General features: G+C 40.1%; 15 protein-coding genes. 9 read left to right on the top strand and 6 right to left on the bottom strand.

Translation table 11 applies throughout. The features are described from left to right. From Q0F90_RS02685 to rpmH, 4 genes are all read right to left on the bottom strand, one after another. On the bottom strand, positions 1-413 hold a 413-nt coding region (locus Q0F90_RS02685; protein ID WP_296003102.1), incomplete at its 3' end, for a YidC/Oxa1 family membrane protein insertase. 170 nt (positions 414-583) lie between these two features. Continuing rightward, on the bottom strand, positions 584-805 hold the full coding sequence (yidD, locus tag Q0F90_RS02680; protein WP_071585418.1) for a membrane protein insertion efficiency factor YidD: 222 nt from the start codon (positions 803-805) through the stop codon (positions 584-586). A 50-nt stretch (positions 806-855) separates the two neighbouring features. Continuing rightward, positions 856-1,215: a ribonuclease P protein component gene (gene rnpA, locus Q0F90_RS02675; RefSeq protein WP_265138171.1), complete on the bottom strand. Its 360-nt coding sequence runs from the start codon at positions 1,213-1,215 to the stop codon at positions 856-858. Between the two features lie 79 nt (positions 1,216-1,294). Beyond that, complete coding sequence (rpmH, locus tag Q0F90_RS02670; RefSeq protein WP_004692946.1) at positions 1,295-1,429, bottom strand: 50S ribosomal protein L34; 135 nt, start codon at positions 1,427-1,429, stop codon at positions 1,295-1,297. A 1,109-nt stretch (positions 1,430-2,538) separates the two neighbouring features. Here rpmH and dnaA point away from each other — a divergent pair. The 9 genes from dnaA to Q0F90_RS02625 all read left to right on the top strand — a co-directional run bounded on the left by dnaA (position 2,539) and on the right by Q0F90_RS02625 (position 12,064). After that, positions 2,539-4,116, top strand: coding sequence for a chromosomal replication initiator protein DnaA (gene dnaA, locus Q0F90_RS02665; protein WP_296003099.1), 1,578 nt, complete (start codon positions 2,539-2,541; stop codon positions 4,114-4,116). Between the two features lie 398 nt (positions 4,117-4,514). Beyond that, positions 4,515-5,627 (top strand): DNA polymerase III subunit beta, encoded by a 1,113-nt coding sequence (dnaN, locus tag Q0F90_RS02660; protein WP_054747902.1) that lies wholly within the window; start codon positions 4,515-4,517, stop codon positions 5,625-5,627. A 150-nt stretch (positions 5,628-5,777) separates the two neighbouring features. Continuing rightward, complete coding sequence (locus tag Q0F90_RS02655) at positions 5,778-6,011, top strand: RNA-binding S4 domain-containing protein (protein ID WP_004692943.1); 234 nt, start codon at positions 5,778-5,780, stop codon at positions 6,009-6,011. Positions 6,012-6,014: 3 nt separating this feature from the next. After that, positions 6,015-7,115, top strand: a complete 1,101-nt coding sequence (gene recF / locus Q0F90_RS02650) for a DNA replication/repair protein RecF (protein WP_296003097.1) — start codon at positions 6,015-6,017, stop codon at positions 7,113-7,115. Continuing rightward, the gene (locus Q0F90_RS02645; RefSeq protein ID WP_296003094.1) at positions 7,102-8,004 is read left to right on the top strand and encodes a DUF721 domain-containing protein; all 903 of its coding nucleotides are present in this window, start codon (positions 7,102-7,104) and stop codon (positions 8,002-8,004) included. Before recF ends, Q0F90_RS02645 begins: the two co-directional genes overlap by 14 nt. A gap of 13 nt (positions 8,005-8,017) precedes the next feature. Further along, the gene (locus tag Q0F90_RS02640; protein WP_296003092.1) at positions 8,018-8,266 is read left to right on the top strand and encodes a DUF370 domain-containing protein; all 249 of its coding nucleotides are present in this window, start codon (positions 8,018-8,020) and stop codon (positions 8,264-8,266) included. Between the two features lie 73 nt (positions 8,267-8,339). After that, positions 8,340-10,241: a DNA topoisomerase (ATP-hydrolyzing) subunit B gene (gene gyrB, locus Q0F90_RS02635; protein ID WP_296003090.1), complete on the top strand. Its 1,902-nt coding sequence runs from the start codon at positions 8,340-8,342 to the stop codon at positions 10,239-10,241. A gap of 10 nt (positions 10,242-10,251) precedes the next feature. After that, positions 10,252-11,733 carry an amino acid permease gene (locus Q0F90_RS02630; RefSeq protein WP_296003088.1) on the top strand — a complete coding sequence of 494 codons (1,482 nt, stop codon included), beginning with the start codon at positions 10,252-10,254 and terminating at the stop codon, positions 11,731-11,733. 13 nt (positions 11,734-11,746) lie between these two features. Continuing rightward, complete coding sequence (locus tag Q0F90_RS02625) at positions 11,747-12,064, top strand: YbjQ family protein (RefSeq protein WP_009351557.1); 318 nt, start codon at positions 11,747-11,749, stop codon at positions 12,062-12,064. A 226-nt stretch (positions 12,065-12,290) separates the two neighbouring features. Here the strand turns inward: Q0F90_RS02625 and Q0F90_RS02620 are convergent, their stop codons facing one another. Together Q0F90_RS02620 and Q0F90_RS02615 are read right to left on the bottom strand one after the other, a co-directional pair. After that, complete coding sequence (locus Q0F90_RS02620; RefSeq protein ID WP_296003085.1) at positions 12,291-15,353, bottom strand: efflux RND transporter permease subunit; 3,063 nt, start codon at positions 15,351-15,353, stop codon at positions 12,291-12,293. Then, the gene (locus tag Q0F90_RS02615; RefSeq protein WP_296003083.1) at positions 15,350-16,414 is read right to left on the bottom strand and encodes an efflux RND transporter periplasmic adaptor subunit; all 1,065 of its coding nucleotides are present in this window, start codon (positions 16,412-16,414) and stop codon (positions 15,350-15,352) included. Before Q0F90_RS02615 ends, Q0F90_RS02620 begins: the two co-directional genes overlap by 4 nt. Positions 16,415-16,894: the final 480 nt, after the last annotated feature.

The following is a 16,894-nucleotide window of genomic DNA, read 5'->3' as shown; positions in this document are numbered from 1 at the left end:
AGGCTAGGGAGCCATAAGAATTGTACATAGTTTTGATCGTATGGATAGCCTTGTAAAGCGTAGAAGATAGCGATCAAGAATGGCATTTGCACCAATAGAGGCAAGCAGCCAGCTAGTGGGTTAACGCCCATTTCTTTGTACAATGCACCCATTTCCGCTTGCAATCTTGCAGGATCGTTTTTGTATTTGTTCTGCAACTCTTGCATGCGAGGCTGTAACTCTTGCATAGCCTTCATGGATTTAATTTGTTTAACAGTAAGTGGTGCTAAAATCGCTTTAATGAAGATTGTTAAAAGGATAATAGCTACACCGTAGCTTGGATAACCTACCATTTGAGTTAATTGGAACGCATAAGTTACCAAAGAACTCATTAAATTTACGATAGGTTGGAATACACTACTTAAAAATTCCATTGTTTCTCCTTTTTCATACAGTCCGAAATTGTCCTTTGCGCATCTATATATCGTTATGGTATGGTCTAAATTTCATCCATACAGATGCTTAGGTATTTCCAAATCTGTGCTCGATGATAATGGTGAAAGCTACTTTCACAAAACACATAACCAGCCTAATCCCAAATGGATTAGGGAACTGGATCGTAGCCACCCTTATGAAAAGGATGACAGCGAAGAATGCGTTTTAAACCCATCCAGCTACCTTTCAAAGGACCATATTTTTCGATGGCCTGTAGAGTATATGTGGAACATGTCGGATAATAACGGCAACATCCAGGTTTTAAGGGAGATATGGCAAGCTGATAGAACCTAATTAAAAGTCGTAAAAGCGCGGTTATACAGCGTTTCATGGAAACCTCCATATACACAAAAAAGGACCAAAGCCTTCTAACTTGTGGTCCTATTTATCATTTTGTACCAATAATTTGCTTTTTCGCAAGAGATACAAAATCTCCTTTTCCGCTTTTTCGTAGGTAGCGTTTTTCAGAGGGCCACGTCCAACAATTACGATATGATACCCTTCACGAATGGAATGTTGATTGAGGCGATACACCTCTTTCATAAGGCGTCTAGCTCGGTTGCGCTCCACTGCACAACCAACCTTTTTGCCTGTTACAAAACCAATGCGAGTCGGTTGCTTCGCCACGGGCATACGATACAATACACACATACGGCCTACTTCGTATTTACCGTGCTTATACACAAGGCGATATTCATTATTGTGCGTCAGTCGTCTTGCTTTATCGAGGCAATAATCCATATGCATTGTCCTTAAGTCCTAAGAATAGAAAAACTTGGCAGCAGCGCCAAGTTTTTTCTCCTGCCTAACAGCTATTATATTATGCAGATAAGCGTTTTCTGCCTTTTGCACGTCTTCTTTTTAAAACGAGACGGCCACCGATAGTTTTCATGCGTTCACGGAAACCATGGGTACGTTTTCTCCAAAGAGTATTTGGTTGGTAAGTACGTTTCATTAGTAAAACACCTCCTCGTCATTTTGTATTGTTTTACTTATACCATAACAGGGTAATTATAGAGTTAAAACGTAAATTTGTCAATATAATAAAGGCATTCTGCTTGTGAGTTCTTGTATTTCTAATATAATTCTATCACACATTTCATCCAGTAATTGATGTTACGTTTCCAGAGGGAGGAATATAGGGCTCCTTCATCGCTCCATACGACACGTAAAGTCGCTCAAAAGGACCCTATATTCACTCCCTTAGAAAACCCTAATTCAACCTTACACACCACTACACGATGTAAACGTAACATCAATTATCAACAACACAAGAACTCACAACTCTAATCTTTTATATTTGGGCAAATTTACGTTTTGATCTCTATTTGAAAGAGGGGCGGAATAGATGTGGATTTCTCCCTTTACGCCATATGGAATTACAATTTGTTTTATGAACAGGATTTTATGGTTTAGTAACGATGATTAGATAGTTTCTAGATTACTTTTCCACAGTTATTATTTATTAACAAGGTTATCTATCTTTGTTAGAAAGGGGATTGATACTAATTTTTAAGCGACTTGCGTCAGAATGGAGCGAGAAAATTAGTATCAATTCCTTCCTAAAAGTAATCTAGAAACAAAGATAAATATAAGTGGATAAAAATTAGATTTATAGATTATCGTTACTTAGTTAAAAATAGTTCATATACAAATTGTAATTCCATTCATTCCTCCCCCAAAAGTAATTGATGAACAAGAGATGAGGTAGTTGCTGAGTTATTAACACTTCTCCTTCAGATAATCAAAAGTTATCCACAGAATAAATGACAAACTAGTGATTTTTTGGTACAATCATAACTGAAATTAGGAAAAAGTATATATTTTTATAAGTTTTTGATGGATAACTTTTAAGGTTATCCACATTTTTTCTCTTTTAACCTGTGTAATCTATAAAGTCAGTTATTATCTGGTTGGAAGAGAATTTTATTTTCACTTATTCACAGGTTGTGCACAGGTTATTCACAAGAATAATATGGTTTTCCACAGCTTTTACAATAGTTATACACATTATTCCTAAAGTTATACACATTTATCGCAATAGTTATACACAAGAGGCACGTCATGCAGTCATTTGATTTGAATAATATATGGGAGCATATATTGCAAGAGGCGAAAAAGAACATGCAACATTTGCCTGACGCGTTGTACTTGCGCGTCACCGCATCGTTGATTCCCATGTCTCTCGACAGTCATTCGATCCATATTGGGGTCATGCAAACATTTGTTAAAAACTTAATCGATCAGCAACCGCAGATTAGCAAGGCTTTGCAGGATGCTATTACTACGGTTATAGGTTCTCATCGTGATATGGTGTTATTCGATTTCAATCAAGAGAGTGTAGATACTACCTTTGTTGATGAAAGTCTCATCGATGATGCACCTGTAGTGGCTCCACCGATGCCATTACCTCCAGTAGTAGAGGAAAAATCGCATCAAGATGAATTCTATAAACCCGTTTATCAAGAGCCTGTCTACATCGATCGCGCTCCAGCACCTGTGGATATTCCAGATGAGCCAATGGTAGCGCCTAGTAAAACCGTTGAAACTACAACACCTACATTACAGTCTGATAATGTACCTGTAGATTTATCCTTATCTAATCTAAACCCAGCGTATCGCTTTGACAACTACGTAACAGGCAACGCGAACCGCATTCCATTTGGGGCGGCTCAAAATGTAGCTGAGTTCCCAGGTGGCGACTATAATCCGCTCTTTATTTATGGTCCTTCAGGCCTCGGTAAAACGCATTTGATGCACGCCATTGGCAATGCTATCAAGGAAAATCATCCACACATGAAGGTTATGTCCATTACGAGCGAAAACTTTATGAACATTTTCGTCGAAACATTGCAACGTAACCAAGGTAAATTGTTCCGCAACACATTCCGCAATATTGACGTACTCATGATTGATGATATTCAGTTCCTTGAAAGTCGTGAAAGTACGAAAACCGAGCTATTTAATACGTTCAATGAGTTATTAAATAACAATAAGCAAATCGTCCTTACGTCCGATACGATGCCAAACGATATGGAGCAATTTGAAGACCGTCTCCGTTCTCGTTTCCAAGCTGGCTACATTGCAACAATGGAAAATCCAGATTTAGAAACGCGCATCGCTATCTTTAGATCCTTACTCGAAAGAGAATATAAGAAAAACCGCGTTATCCGCATTGATAACGACTCCATCAACTACGTGGCGCTTCAATTCAGCGAAAACGTCCGCGTGTTGCAAGGGGCTTTCACAAAATTAATCGGTACCGCATCCATCGATCAACGTCTTGAATCTATCGATCTAGAATACACTAAACAAGCCTTGGCCGGCCTCGTTCACACAGAAGAGGTGAACATGGTAACTATTGAAAGTATTCAGAATTTTGTAAGTTCTTATTTCAATATTAAAAAGCAAGATTTGCTCGGCAAGAAGCGTAAAGCACAGTTCGCATTCCCACGGCAAGTGGCCATGTATCTATGCCGCGATATGATCAATGAAAGTTATCCGCAAATCGCAGCTGCTTTCTCTCGTGACCATACGACAATTCTCCATGCGTACGATAAAATTACGAAAGAAATTGAACGAAACGAAGAAACTAAGAACATAATTTCTGAAATTAAACAGAAATTAACAACCTGTGGATAACTCTGTGGATATATTGTGCGTAACTTTGTGGATATCCTAAAAACCGCACTCCGCTGTGAGTATGTGGATAAGTGGTTACAAACTATCAACATAGTTATACACAACCGAGAAATCGCACAATTAGTAGCGCCAATTCACTTTTACACATATGAACAGGCCCCTACTATTACTACTACTAAAACTAACAAACAATCAAAAAACCAGTAGAAACAGATCTATCGCAAAATATCTATAGAGCATCTACGATAGTAAACATAGAATATTACAAACAAGAGAAGTAGTTATCAGTGCTTCTGCATTATATGGAAATAGTACATACAAACAATATATATAATGTAAAGCAATCTACAAATCTAATAATACTAATAACAAACAGACAAATTATAAAGGAGTAACATATGCATATTACATTCCCAAAAGCAAATCTCCAAAAAGCAATCAACGTATTGCAAAAGGTATCTCAAAATAAAACAAGCTCCAACTTACCAGGCGCTATCTACATGACAACAAAAAATGGTCAAGTAGAATTGCAAGGTAACGACTTTGAACTCGGTATTCGTTTAACAATCGACGGCGATATTAAAGAACCTGGCACATTAGTTGTAGGTTCCCGCTATTTCCAAGAATTAATTCGCAAATTGCCTGGCGATACCATCGAACTTTACAAACCAGAGGACGGTAATTCTTTAACTATCACTTCTGGATCTTCCGAATTCAATCTCGTAACATTGCATCCAGATGATTTCTCCTTGGTGGAACAAATTCACGACCAAGATCATGTGAACATCGATAGCTTTGCTATGAAAGAACTCATCGATTTAACAAACTACGCAGCTGCTACTGACGAAGATCGTCCTGTATTTACAGGTGCTCTTCTTGAAATCAAAGAAAACGAAGTAACAATGGTTGCTACTGATACACACCGCATGGCTGTTAAGAAAATTACCATCGATGAACCAGCAACTACGCCAATGCGAGCTATTATTCCTACAAAAACGTTAGCTGAAGTATCTCGTTTGTTACCAACAGATAATCCAGCCATGATCAACATCATTTGGAATCGCACACAAATCGTTTTCAACTTTGAATCTATTTATATCATTTCTCGTTTGATCGAAGGCACGTATCCAGAATATGAAAAGGTAATTCCTTCCCAATTCGACTCTAGCGCAGTTATCGACCGCCGCGAATTCGCTGGTGCCGTTGACCGCGTATCCTTGTTGGCAAAAGATATTAGCTATAACGTAATTCGTTATGATTGGGCTGAAAGCAATGTAACATTGTCTACTCAAAATACTGAAATCGGTATGGCAAAAGAAGACGTAGCTGTTGAATTTAAAGGTACACCGTTTACAATTTCCTTCAACGGTCGCTACATCTCCGACATCTTGCGCCACAGCACAGGCGACAACATCCACTTGTTCTTAAAACAAAACGGTCCTGTTGTCATTCGCCAAGACAATAATCCGAACTATACATACGTAGTAACACCAGTTCGTACGAATGCGTGATCTTAAATATAGTCGTATTTTTGAGAAAAATATTACTATATTGTATATTCTGTTGAATTAATATACATATTTTTATTAGGTAATGATGATTAAAAGTCATCGTTACCTAATTACCATATAGTTATAAATTGTCCACTATAGGAGGACGTTATGAAAGAGCAACAGCAGGTACCCATTCATACGGAGTACATTCAGATTGATCAGTTGTTGAAGTTAGAAGGTATCATCGAAACAGGTGGTCAAATTAAATCCTTTATCGATGAAGGTATTCTTACTTTGAATGGTCAGGTTGTCACAGAAAAGCGCAAGAAATGCCGTGTTGGCGATGTTATTTCTTGTGAAGGTCTCGATGTAGATCTCGTGATTACTCAAGAGGAGGCATAATCGGTGAGAATTGACTCACTGCAATTATTCCAGTTTCGTAATTACAAGGATGTACAGATTCAGTTTAATCCGGAGATTATCGTTTTGCACGGCACTAATGGGGCTGGTAAGACGAATATCCTCGAATCCATTTATGTTGGTACCATTGGTAAAAGCCATCGTACCAACGATACATCGGATATGCTCATGTTCAATGCTGAGGAAGCAGGCATTGTCGTTAAGTTTGAGAAAAAGGATACGCCTCAAAAGGTAAATATTAAGTTATTCCGCCAAGGCCCTAAGGATATTCGCTTAAACGATACTAAAATATCTCAAAAGGAACTGATTGGTACATTAAATACAGTTATATTCTGTCCTGAAGATTTACAGATCATCAAGGGCACACCGTCGGGACGTAGACGTTTCCTAGATATGGAAATCTCCCAGACTAGTGCTACCTATTATCATCAGTTGATGCAGTATAATCGGTTATTACAGCAACGAAATGCAGTCCTTAAGGAATATAGAGGTAAACAAAACATTCCTCTTGAAGAATGGGATTTGCAGCTAGCCGATATGGCGAGCTTTATCGTAAAGAAACGATTAGAGAGCTTGAAGAAAATTAATCTTCTTATCGATTTGATGAATCGTAAACTGACTGGTGGTCTCGAGAATTTAACTATCGGTTATGAACAGCCGTATATGGACAATGGATCCTTAGAATATACAAAGGAAGGCTTTTACGAGCGCATTAAAGCAGCATTGCCACAGGATCGTCATAGGATGACCACCAGCGTAGGTCCTCACCGCGATGATTTACGATTCTTCTCTGATGCGATGGATTTAAAGAAATTTGGATCCCAAGGGCAGCAACGAACTGCTGTATTGTCCTTAAAGTTGAGCGAGCTTGAGTTTATCAAGTCCGAGGTTGGGGAATATCCAGTTCTGTTATTAGATGATGTATTGAGCGAACTTGATGAGTCGAGACGAGCGAATTTATTGCAGTTTATTCATAAACGTATTCAAACATTTATTACTACTACAGATATTCACGATTTTAAAGATTTGAAATCTGTTCAATTTATTTCTTGTGAAGGGGGAAAGGTTCAGTATGGACAGCCTTGATCTTTGTTTACCAAAGGCCTTATCAAAACTGAATTTACTGGAACAATATAAATTAAATACCCTCGTTCACAAGTGGCGTGATGTAGTGGGCGATGTCATTGCGGATCATACGAAAATTGTGTCTATCAAGCCGCCAGACATGGTTATCAGTGCAGATAATTCCATGTGGATGCAGGAATTACAGATGCAAAAGAGGCGTATTATCGAGGCCATCAACAAGTATTATCATCAAGATGTCATCAAAGATATTCGCTTTATTATGAAACGTCAGAGCTATGTGAAAGCTAATACTGACACATCTATTTCACTGCCTGATGAACAAATTATTACGAAACGTATTAATTTCGCAGATATCGTGCTTTCAAAAGAAGACGTAGATGCCATCGATAAATCCTTGGAACAAACGGACAATGAAGAATTGAAGGCAGCTTTCAGGAAAGTACAAATTACAGCACGAAAGCGTGAAATCTATTTAGAGCAGCATGGATATCATCGTTGTGGTCGATGTGGCATGCACATGCAATCTAAAAAAGAAATCTGTCCCACATGCGAATATGAATTGCATCGCGCTCATATTAAGGACATTAAGGCGGTCATTAGAAAATATCCGTACTTTAAATATAGCGATTGCCAGCAGTTTATTAAATGTACCTTCCCAGACTTTGCAGAAGCCATGCGGGAGTGCATATACTTTTACTTAGATAAAATTTACAAAGGATCTATCAATCGCCGTCATATGTTTATGCTGGCTATGCTCATCACCCACAAAAAGCCTGATGAGTTGACGGATCAACATGTTATTAATTTGTGTAATAAATATCGGTCTAAGTTCTTGGCTGAAGAAGAACAGCGCAAAATTGATGCCCTTAATGGGACATTAGAAAAGTAGAGGGGGCATTCCTATGTACGTTCATATTGGGGATACTGTTTCCGTGCCTATCGAATCTATTATTACTATGGTGCACGCAAAGGGCGGAAAGTCCCATAAAAGTCCTATTCATCACTATGAAACGCTAGAGTATATCGCCATGGTACCAGAGGAGCAAATCAAGACGTATGTGGTCACTGATGAGTGCGTTTATGGATCTGGTATTAGTATTAAGACTTTAATGAGGCGAATTGATGAATTTTATAGTATAATAAAGAGATAAGTTTAATCCTGTACATGTGTTGTTACATTTCAATCGAGTACAGTGTGATAGATTGTTAGGAGGAGTTTGTTTCATGCCTGAACAAAATTATGGCGCTCAGAATATTCAGGTTCTTGAGGGTCTCGTTGCGGTGCGTAAACGCCCGGGTATGTACATCGGTAGTACATCTACTCGCGGTTTGCATCACCTCGTATACGAAGTGGTAGATAACTCTGTAGACGAAGCGCTTGCAGGTTACGCTACACATATCGAAGTATCCATCAATCCAGATAACAGCATTACTGTTGTCGATGATGGCCGTGGTATTCCAACAGGGATGCATGAATCCGGTATGTCTGCGGTAGAGTTAGTATTAACTAAATTGCATGCAGGTGGTAAATTCGGCGGTGGCGGCTACAAGGTATCTGGTGGTCTTCACGGCGTAGGTATTTCCGTAGTAAATGCGTTGAGCGAATGGACTAAGGTTCAAGTAGCTCAAAATGGTATCATTCAAGAGATTTCCTTTGCTCGTGGTCACAAGACTTCCGAGTTGCACGAAATCGGTAAAGCAGAAGGTACTGGTACTACAGTTATCTTCAAACCTGATGCTGAGATCTTTGAAACTACAGTATTCAACTTTGATACATTGAAAATGCGTTTACAAGAATTGGCATTCCTTAACAAAGGCCTTCGCATTACATTGAGCGATTTGCGCCTAGAGGAACCTCGTGTTGAAAGCTTCCACTACGAAGGTGGTTTGAGTTCTTTCATCACATTCTTGAACGAAAATAAAGAAGTAGTAAATCCTACTGTTATCAACATTGAAAATACAAAAGACGACGTAGTAGTAGACGTAGCTTTGCAATATAACGATAGCTACAGCGAAAACTTGTTGTCCTTCGTAAATAACATCAACACTGTTGACGGTGGTACGCATCTATCTGGTTTCCGTGCTGCTTTGACTCGTACCCTCAATGATTATGGACGTAAATCTGGTTTGATCAAGGAAAATGAGTCCAACCTTTCTGGTGAAGACGTACGAGAAGGTTTGACAGCTGTTGTTTCTGTAAAAGTATTGGAACCTCAGTTCGAAGGCCAAACAAAAACTAAACTTGGCAATAGCGAAGTTAAAGGTATTACAGACGTTATCGTATCTGAAGGCCTTAGAACATTCTTCGAAGAACATCCACAAGATGCTAAGAAAATCATCGAAAAAGCAACGATGGCAAGCCGTGCTCGTGAGGCTGCTCGTAAAGCCCGTGACTTAACTCGCCGTAAAAATGCGTTGGAAGTATCTAGCCTTCCTGGTAAATTGGCAGATTGCTCCGAAAAAGATACATCTATGACTGAAATTTATCTAGTCGAAGGTGATTCTGCGGGCGGTTCTGCAAAACAAGGTCGTGACCGTCGTTACCAAGCGATTTTGCCATTACGTGGTAAGATCCTTAACGTAGAAAAAGCGCGCCTTGATAAGATTTTAGCTAATAACGAAATTCGCTCCATGATTACTGCTTTCGGTACTGGTATTGGGGAAGAGTTCGATATTACTAAGTCTCGTTATAACAAGATTATCATCATGACAGATGCGGACGTTGACGGCGCTCATATCCGTACCTTGTTATTAACATTCTTCTACCGCTATATGAAACCATTGGTAGAACAAGGCCATATTTACATTGCTCAACCACCGTTGTACCAAATTAAGAAGGGCAAGTCCCACTGGTATGTATACTCTGATGCGGAATTAACTGCTAAACTTGATGAAGTAGGCCGCGATGGTATCACTATCCAACGTTACAAAGGTTTAGGTGAAATGAACCCTGAACAATTATGGGAAACTACTATGAACCCTGAAAATCGTACGATTTTACAAGTTAGTTTGGAAGATTCTATTGAAGCTGATAAAATCTTTACAGTTCTCATGGGTGATAAGGTAGAACCTCGTCGTAAATTTATTGAAGATAACGCAAAATATGTGCGTAATCTAGATTTGTAAGAGGTGTACCATGGCTGATAATCAAAATAATAACGTAGAGTTTACGTCTAACAAAGATCAACATCTAAAACGTACCCTGAAAGCGCGTCATATGAATATGATCGCTCTTGGCGGTGCTATCGGTACTGGCTTGTTCGTTGCCGGTGGTGAAGTAGTAAGTACTGCAGGCCCTGGTGGTGCGCTTGTAGCTTATGGCCTCATTGGTATCATGGTGTACTTCCTCATGACTTCTCTTGGGGAAATGGCTACGTACTTGCCGATTCCTGGTTCCTTCGGGACTTATGCAAAACGCTATGTAGACCCTGCCTTTGGTTTTGCCTTAGGTTGGAATTACTGGTTTAACTGGGCTATTACCTTGGCTGCTGAAGTATTAGCAGGGGCTCTCATCATGAAATATTGGTTCCCTGATGTGCCTGCCATCGTATGGTCTGCTTTGTTCTTGCTCATTCTATTTGGCTTGAACTATTTATCCACACGTTCCTTTGGTGAAAGTGAATATGTGTTCTCTAGCATCAAGGTTATTACTGTATTCGTATTCCTATTCTGTGGATCCATGCTCATCTTTGGCATTGGTGATACATCTCCAGGCTTTACGAACTGGACAATAGGGGAAGCGCCATTCGTAGGTGGTTGGGAATCTATCCTCGCTATCTTTATGGTAGCTGGTTTCTCCTTCCAAGGTACTGAGCTTATCGGCGTAGCTGCTGGTGAAGCAGAAGACCCTGAAAAGAACGTGCCAAAAGCGATTAATACAATCTTCTGGCGTATTCTATTGTTCTATATCGGTGCTTTCACAGTTATCGGTTTCTTAATTCCGTATACTGATCCAAATCTGTTGAATTCTAGTGTAGAGAACGTTTCTATTTCTCCATTTACACTCGTATTTGACCGCTTTGGTTTTGCTTTTGCTGCTAACTTCATCAATGCTATCATCTTAACGGCAGTACTCAGTGCTGGTAACTCTGGTCTATATTCTTCTACGCGTATGCTCTACGCACTCGCTAAAGAAGGTCAAGCACCTCAAATCTTCGCTAAGCTTAACAGCCGCGGCGTTCCAGTGCCAGCGTTAATCTTAACGACAGCAATCGGTTTATTTGCATTCCTTACTAGCTTCATTGGCGAAGGTACTGCATATACTTGGATTGTTAATATTTCCGGTCTTTGCGGTTTCATCGCATGGGTTGGTATCGCCATTTCTCACTATCGCTTCCGTCGTGCCTTCATTGCACAAGGTAGAGATCTTAGTGAATTGCCTTACAAAGCGTGGTTGTTCCCAATTGGTCCAATCTTGGCGTTCATCCTTTGCGTCATCATCATTGCTGGTCAAAACTACTCTGCTTTCACAGGCGAAACAATCGACTGGTACGGCGTATCCGTTGCGTATATTGGCTTGCCAATCTTCTTCGCTGTATACTTAGGTTACAAATATATCAACAAAACTAAACTTGTGCCGTTGAAAGAGGTTAACCTAGACCGCGACTTCGATAGATAATGAGGAGAGCATTATGATTATTACAACAACTTTTCATATTGAAAACAAACCTGTACAAGAGTACAAAGGTATCGTATTTGGTGAAGTAGTAGAAGGCCGTAACTTCGTGAAAGACTTTATGTCTGGCATTCGCGACATCGTTGGTGGTCGTAGTGGTAGTTATGAAGATTCTTTGATGAGTGCGCGCCAAGCAGCTCTTGATGAAATGTCTCAACGGGCTTCTAAATTGGGTGCTAATGCTATTATTGGCGTATCCTTCCAATACAGCACAGTAGGTGCTCAAAACGGCATGCTCATGATTACATGTAATGGTACAGCTGTTGTAGTTTAATAAGTTAGACTAATTCAGATAGTACTGTTAATATAATCTTAAGGGAAATAAGTAAGTTACAATGTATTCTCGTGACTAAAAAACAGCAGGGTGGCCGCCCTGCTGTTTTTTATATGTGTTTGTACAAAAAAATCCTCCTAATTAAAGTCTAAAAACTTAATTAGGAGGATTTTTATTATGTTTTATATTATCTTGCTATTTTTATCTTATCTTACTATTTAGTATTTTATTTTACTTTATACCAGCTTGCGTACATAACTGGTAGTACGATAAGTGTTAGTACTGTTGCCACTAGTAGGCCGCCGCTGAAGGCGATAGCAAGTGGGCTCCAGAATACAGATCCCATGAGAGGAATCATGCCTAAAATCGCTGCGATAGCGGTGAGCATGATAGGGCGGAAACGCAGTGTAGCGGAGTTGATAATCGCTTCACGAGGTTCTTGGCCTTCTGCTTTGTGAATTTCAATTTGGTCTAACAAGATAATGGAGTTACGGATGATCATACCCGAGAGGGCGATAATACCTAGAATCGCCATAAATCCTAGTGGTGTTCTCGTAATATTGAGCGCCAATACGACACCGATGAGTCCAAGTGGAGCTGTCAATAAAGCCATTAACATGAGGGCAATACGCTTCAATTGGAACATGAGGATTGTCATGATTGCAAAGAGCATAATCGGCATTGGTGTTAACAGTTTAGAAACGGCTGTAACGCTCTTTTCAGCAGCACCATCGAGTTCAATGGTGTAGCCTGTAGGCAAGGAGTCGCGAATGTCTTGTAAGGATTTATAAACCTCTTTCGTTTTTGAATTACCTAAGACACCATCTTTTACGTTAGCATGAACACTGATGGTTGGCATCATGTTGCGGTGCCAAATAATACCATCCTCTTGCGTCATGGTGATGGTCGCAATTTGGCTAAGTGGTACGTAGGAACCGTTTCCTGTTTGAATCGGTAAGGAGGAGAGAGCACTTAAGTTATGTTGCTCGTTGCCACCTAAACGGAAGGTTACAGGAATGGTTTGGTTACCTTCGTAGTACTCACCAGATTTAGTACCAGATAATAGACTTTGCAAGTGCAAGGATACGGCGTAGCTATCGATACCGAGTAGGCGAGCCTTGTTAGGATCGATGTGAATATTGGCTACTGGTTCTGTATCTGGCCAGTCAAAAGCGATGTTTTGCAAGTCTTTGTCGCCTTGCATCTTGTCTTTTACTTGGTTCGCAATGTCTTTTACCACCTCTTGATCAGGGCCAGAAACGCGGAGCATTACTGGATATTTAGATGGTGGACCAATTTGTAAGAATTGCGTATTTACAAGGGCAGATGGGAATTGCTCGTTTAAATATGGAGTCAATTCAGCATATAGTTTATCGCGGTCCTCTAAGGATTTTGTAACGATAACGTACTGCAAGAAGTTATTTCGCTGCAATTCTGGTTCCAAGGTGAGGACGAAACGCGGTGAACCTTGTCCAATGTAGGATGTGAAAGTAGCAATACGTTCATCCCCTTGTAAATGTTCGTCGATGAGTTTTGCTTGGTTAGCGGTGTACTCGATGGACGAGCTTTGCGGGAATTGCATGGATACTACTATTTCATTACGCGTTGATGATGGGAAGAATTCCTGTTTGATCAATGGTAGTGAAAGTAGAGACAACACAAAGGCACCTAAGGTGATGAGTAATACTACCTTATGATGTCCTAAAGCCCAATGCAACAGTCTTTCAAATTTATCATAGAATGTAACACTGAGATTGTGCATGATATGGTCACGTTTTGTCCATTCAGACTCTGGTTTTGGAGCCTTGTTTTCGATGATTTTATAACCAAGCACAGGGCTGACGAGAACTGATGCAAACCAAGATAGGATAAGTGCCATAAATACAACGATGGATAGAGATTTAGTAAACTCTGCTACCATGCCTTGTGCTAGTGCTAACGGCAAGAAGCCTGCACAAGTAATGAGTGTACCAGATAGCATAGGGAATGCTGTCGATTCGTAAGCAAAGGTAGCTGCTTTAAAGTGGTCCCAACCTTCTTCTAGCTTAACGCTCATCATTTCTACAACGATGATGGCATCGTCTACGAGTAGGCCTAACGACAAGATGAGGGCACCAAGGCTAACCTTGTGCAAGTAAATGCCGCTTTCATACATCAAGATGAACGTCGTAGACACAACTACTGGAATGGTGAGGGCTACTACAATACCAGTTCGCAAGCCGAGAGATGCAAAGCTTACGAGCAATACGATAGCGATGGCTTCAAATAAGGATTGAGAGAAATCGCCGATGGATTCTTTAACGATATGCGGCTGATTTGAAACTTGGTTGAGCTCAAGACCGGCCGGTATGGTTTTCTTTAATTCAGCTAGCTTCTTATCGATGGCTTCGCCGAATTCAATATTATTGCCCCCTGCATCCATGGAGATGGCGATGCCAACAGCTGGCTTGCCTTCGTAGTAGAACTGCGGATTGCTAGGGTCTTGATAGGTCATGGTTACATCAGCCATGTCGCCGAGGCGCAACGTTTGATTATTGATGCGTATGGGCATATCTTTCACCGCTTGAGGGCTATCGAATAGACCGTTAACGCGGAGATATACGTTGTTCGTATCCGTTGTAATCATACCAGCTGGAACCATCATACTTTGCTGTTTAATGGCCGTTAATAGCTGTTGCGTGCTGATTTGATAGGATGCGAGTTTATCCTTGTTAATCGTTACATTGAGGGTTTGTTGTTGCACCCCAATGAGGCTGATTTTCTTAACATTTGGAACAGATAAAAGCTGGCGTTTTAAGTCTTCAGCTTGTTGTCGTTTTTCTTCGTACGAATATTCATCACCGCTGATGGCGTAGATAATACCGTATACATCATCGAATCGATCGTTGATGGTAGGCCCTTGAACACCTTGGGGCAGTGACTTCCATTCGTCGTTAATCATATTTCGCGCTTCTTCCCAAGCGGGACGAATTTTTTCAGATGGCAAATCTTCTTTCAGATTAATATAAATCACCGATTTGCTACCATCTGTGAAAGATTTTGTATAATCCACGCCAGGTAGATCGCGCAATTTTTCCTCTAGTTTGTCCGTTACCTGATCCGACATTTCTTGTGGGGAAGCCCCTGGCCAAGCAACGCCGACTACCATGGTGCGCATCGTAAAGTCTGGATCCTCCATACGTCCCATGTGGGTGTACGAGAAGATACCAAAGGTGAGGAGCACAGCCATGAAGTAGTAGATAATGGACTTGTGTTTTAAAGCCCATTCGGCTAAGTTAAATTGTTTCATTGACTCACCGCCGTCCCTTCTTGTAATTGTTGGGTACCAGCAGTGATGACAATGTCACCCTTAGCTAAGCCAGATGTGACGATAACAGAATTTTGACCAAAATCACCAGTCTTGATTGGCACGAGATGTGCCTTTTTATCGCGGATGATGTAGACTGCATTGTTGCCGTTAGAGTCTTTTACAAGAGCCGTTAACGGAATGGTGATATTGCTTGTATCTGTGGTGGTTAGATTTACGTTAACTGTCATACCTAGTTGTACTTCACTAGGTGCATTTTGCAAGGCAATTTTTACTGTATACGTTCTCGCTACTGGATCTGGAACTGGTGAAATCTCACGCACAACGCCTTGAACTTTTACATCTGGTAAGGCCCAGAAGGTAATCGTAGCAGGGCTACCAACGTGAATCTTGCTCATTTCCTGCTCAGGTAAAGCGATGACCGCTTCTGGATCACGACCAACTGCTAAGGTGCCTACATTTTGACCAGCCGCTACAACTTGGCCAGATTCAAGAGTAAGAGCTGTAATAATGCCCGTATCTGGAGCCGTTAAGCTAGTGTAGCTATTTTGATTGCTACTCAAATTGAGGCTTGCTTGAGCCTGTTGTAATTGAGCAGCTGTAGCATTTAATTGATTTTCCGCTTGGTCTAATTGCAATTTACTAATCGCTTGTTGTGCATAGAGCTCGCGGTACCTTCTAGCATTGGTTTCCGCTAATTCATAAGCTGATTGAGCTGCTTTTACAGCGCCTTCTGCATTTTGCATTTGTGCCGCTGTATCAGAACCATTGATTTGAGCAATCACTTGGCCTGCTTCCACTACATCACCAACATTTACAAATTTGTTGATAACGCGTCCACCAATTTGAAAGGCTAGTTTAGTTTCCGTTTTATTATGGATAGTACCTGCATAGCCAGCACTCGTAGTGCCTGACTCTTCACCGATGGTGATGGTCCGTACCTTGAGAGTAGTATCCTCAGGTGGCTTTTCTGATCCGCAACCACTTATGATAGAGGTCCCGATTAAGAGGGCTCCTATGGTTGCCATGACTCTTTGATTCATAGAATCTCTCCTTTTACTACACACATAAGCCCTATGACACATAACTACACAATGAAATGATCATAGGACTTTATATTTTAATGGACCTATTTTAGAATAATGACTAGTTTTAAATTAGATGTTATTTCTAGATTAGGTCTAATTATATATTTTATACAATTTAATAATACTATATTTAAATATATAATTCTAGTGTATTTGTAGAAAGTTGTAGGAAATAAGAGAATTATATAATTATTTCATATATTTATTATTGTATTTTGAAAGTTTGTCTTTTTATTTTAAAATCACTGGTTGTTAGGTTGTAATAAAAAAGTGAGTCCTCCTTAGAGAACTCACTCTTTTTGTATATACCTATCTTAATTTTTTTCTTCTTCTTGTTCTACAATAGGTTCTTCGTAGGTAACAAGGATTTTATCGATACGGGTATTATCCATATCGATGACTTCAAAGGTATAACCATTCCATTTTGCCTTGTCT

It is taken from the genome of uncultured Veillonella sp., assembly GCF_934190855.1.
GTDB lineage: Bacteria > Bacillota > Negativicutes > Veillonellales > Veillonellaceae > Veillonella.
The sequence above is the reverse complement of the archived record's forward strand: the minus strand, read 5'-3'. Positions and strand labels throughout refer to the sequence as shown.

Coding starts and splice junctions, on each gene's coding strand:
- Q0F90_RS02640 (WP_296003092.1), top strand. CDS start 8,018: ATGTACGTTCATATTGGGGATACTGTTTCCGTGCCTATCGAATCTATT.
- rnpA (WP_265138171.1), bottom strand. CDS start 1,215: ATGGATTATTGCCTCGATAAAGCAAGACGACTGACGCACAATAATGAA.
- dnaN (WP_054747902.1), top strand. CDS start 4,515: ATGCATATTACATTCCCAAAAGCAAATCTCCAAAAAGCAATCAACGTA.
- Q0F90_RS02620 (WP_296003085.1), bottom strand. CDS start 15,353: ATGAAACAATTTAACTTAGCCGAATGGGCTTTAAAACACAAGTCCATT.
- dnaA (WP_296003099.1), top strand. CDS start 2,539: ATGCAGTCATTTGATTTGAATAATATATGGGAGCATATATTGCAAGAG.
- yidD (WP_071585418.1), bottom strand. CDS start 805: ATGAAACGCTGTATAACCGCGCTTTTACGACTTTTAATTAGGTTCTAT.
- Q0F90_RS02645 (WP_296003094.1), top strand. CDS start 7,102: ATGGACAGCCTTGATCTTTGTTTACCAAAGGCCTTATCAAAACTGAAT.
- Q0F90_RS02625 (WP_009351557.1), top strand. CDS start 11,747: ATGATTATTACAACAACTTTTCATATTGAAAACAAACCTGTACAAGAG.
- rpmH (WP_004692946.1), bottom strand. CDS start 1,429: ATGAAACGTACTTACCAACCAAATACTCTTTGGAGAAAACGTACCCAT.
- Q0F90_RS02630 (WP_296003088.1), top strand. CDS start 10,252: ATGGCTGATAATCAAAATAATAACGTAGAGTTTACGTCTAACAAAGAT.
- Q0F90_RS02655 (WP_004692943.1), top strand. CDS start 5,778: ATGAAAGAGCAACAGCAGGTACCCATTCATACGGAGTACATTCAGATT.
- gyrB (WP_296003090.1), top strand. CDS start 8,340: ATGCCTGAACAAAATTATGGCGCTCAGAATATTCAGGTTCTTGAGGGT.
- Q0F90_RS02615 (WP_296003083.1), bottom strand. CDS start 16,414: ATGAATCAAAGAGTCATGGCAACCATAGGAGCCCTCTTAATCGGGACC.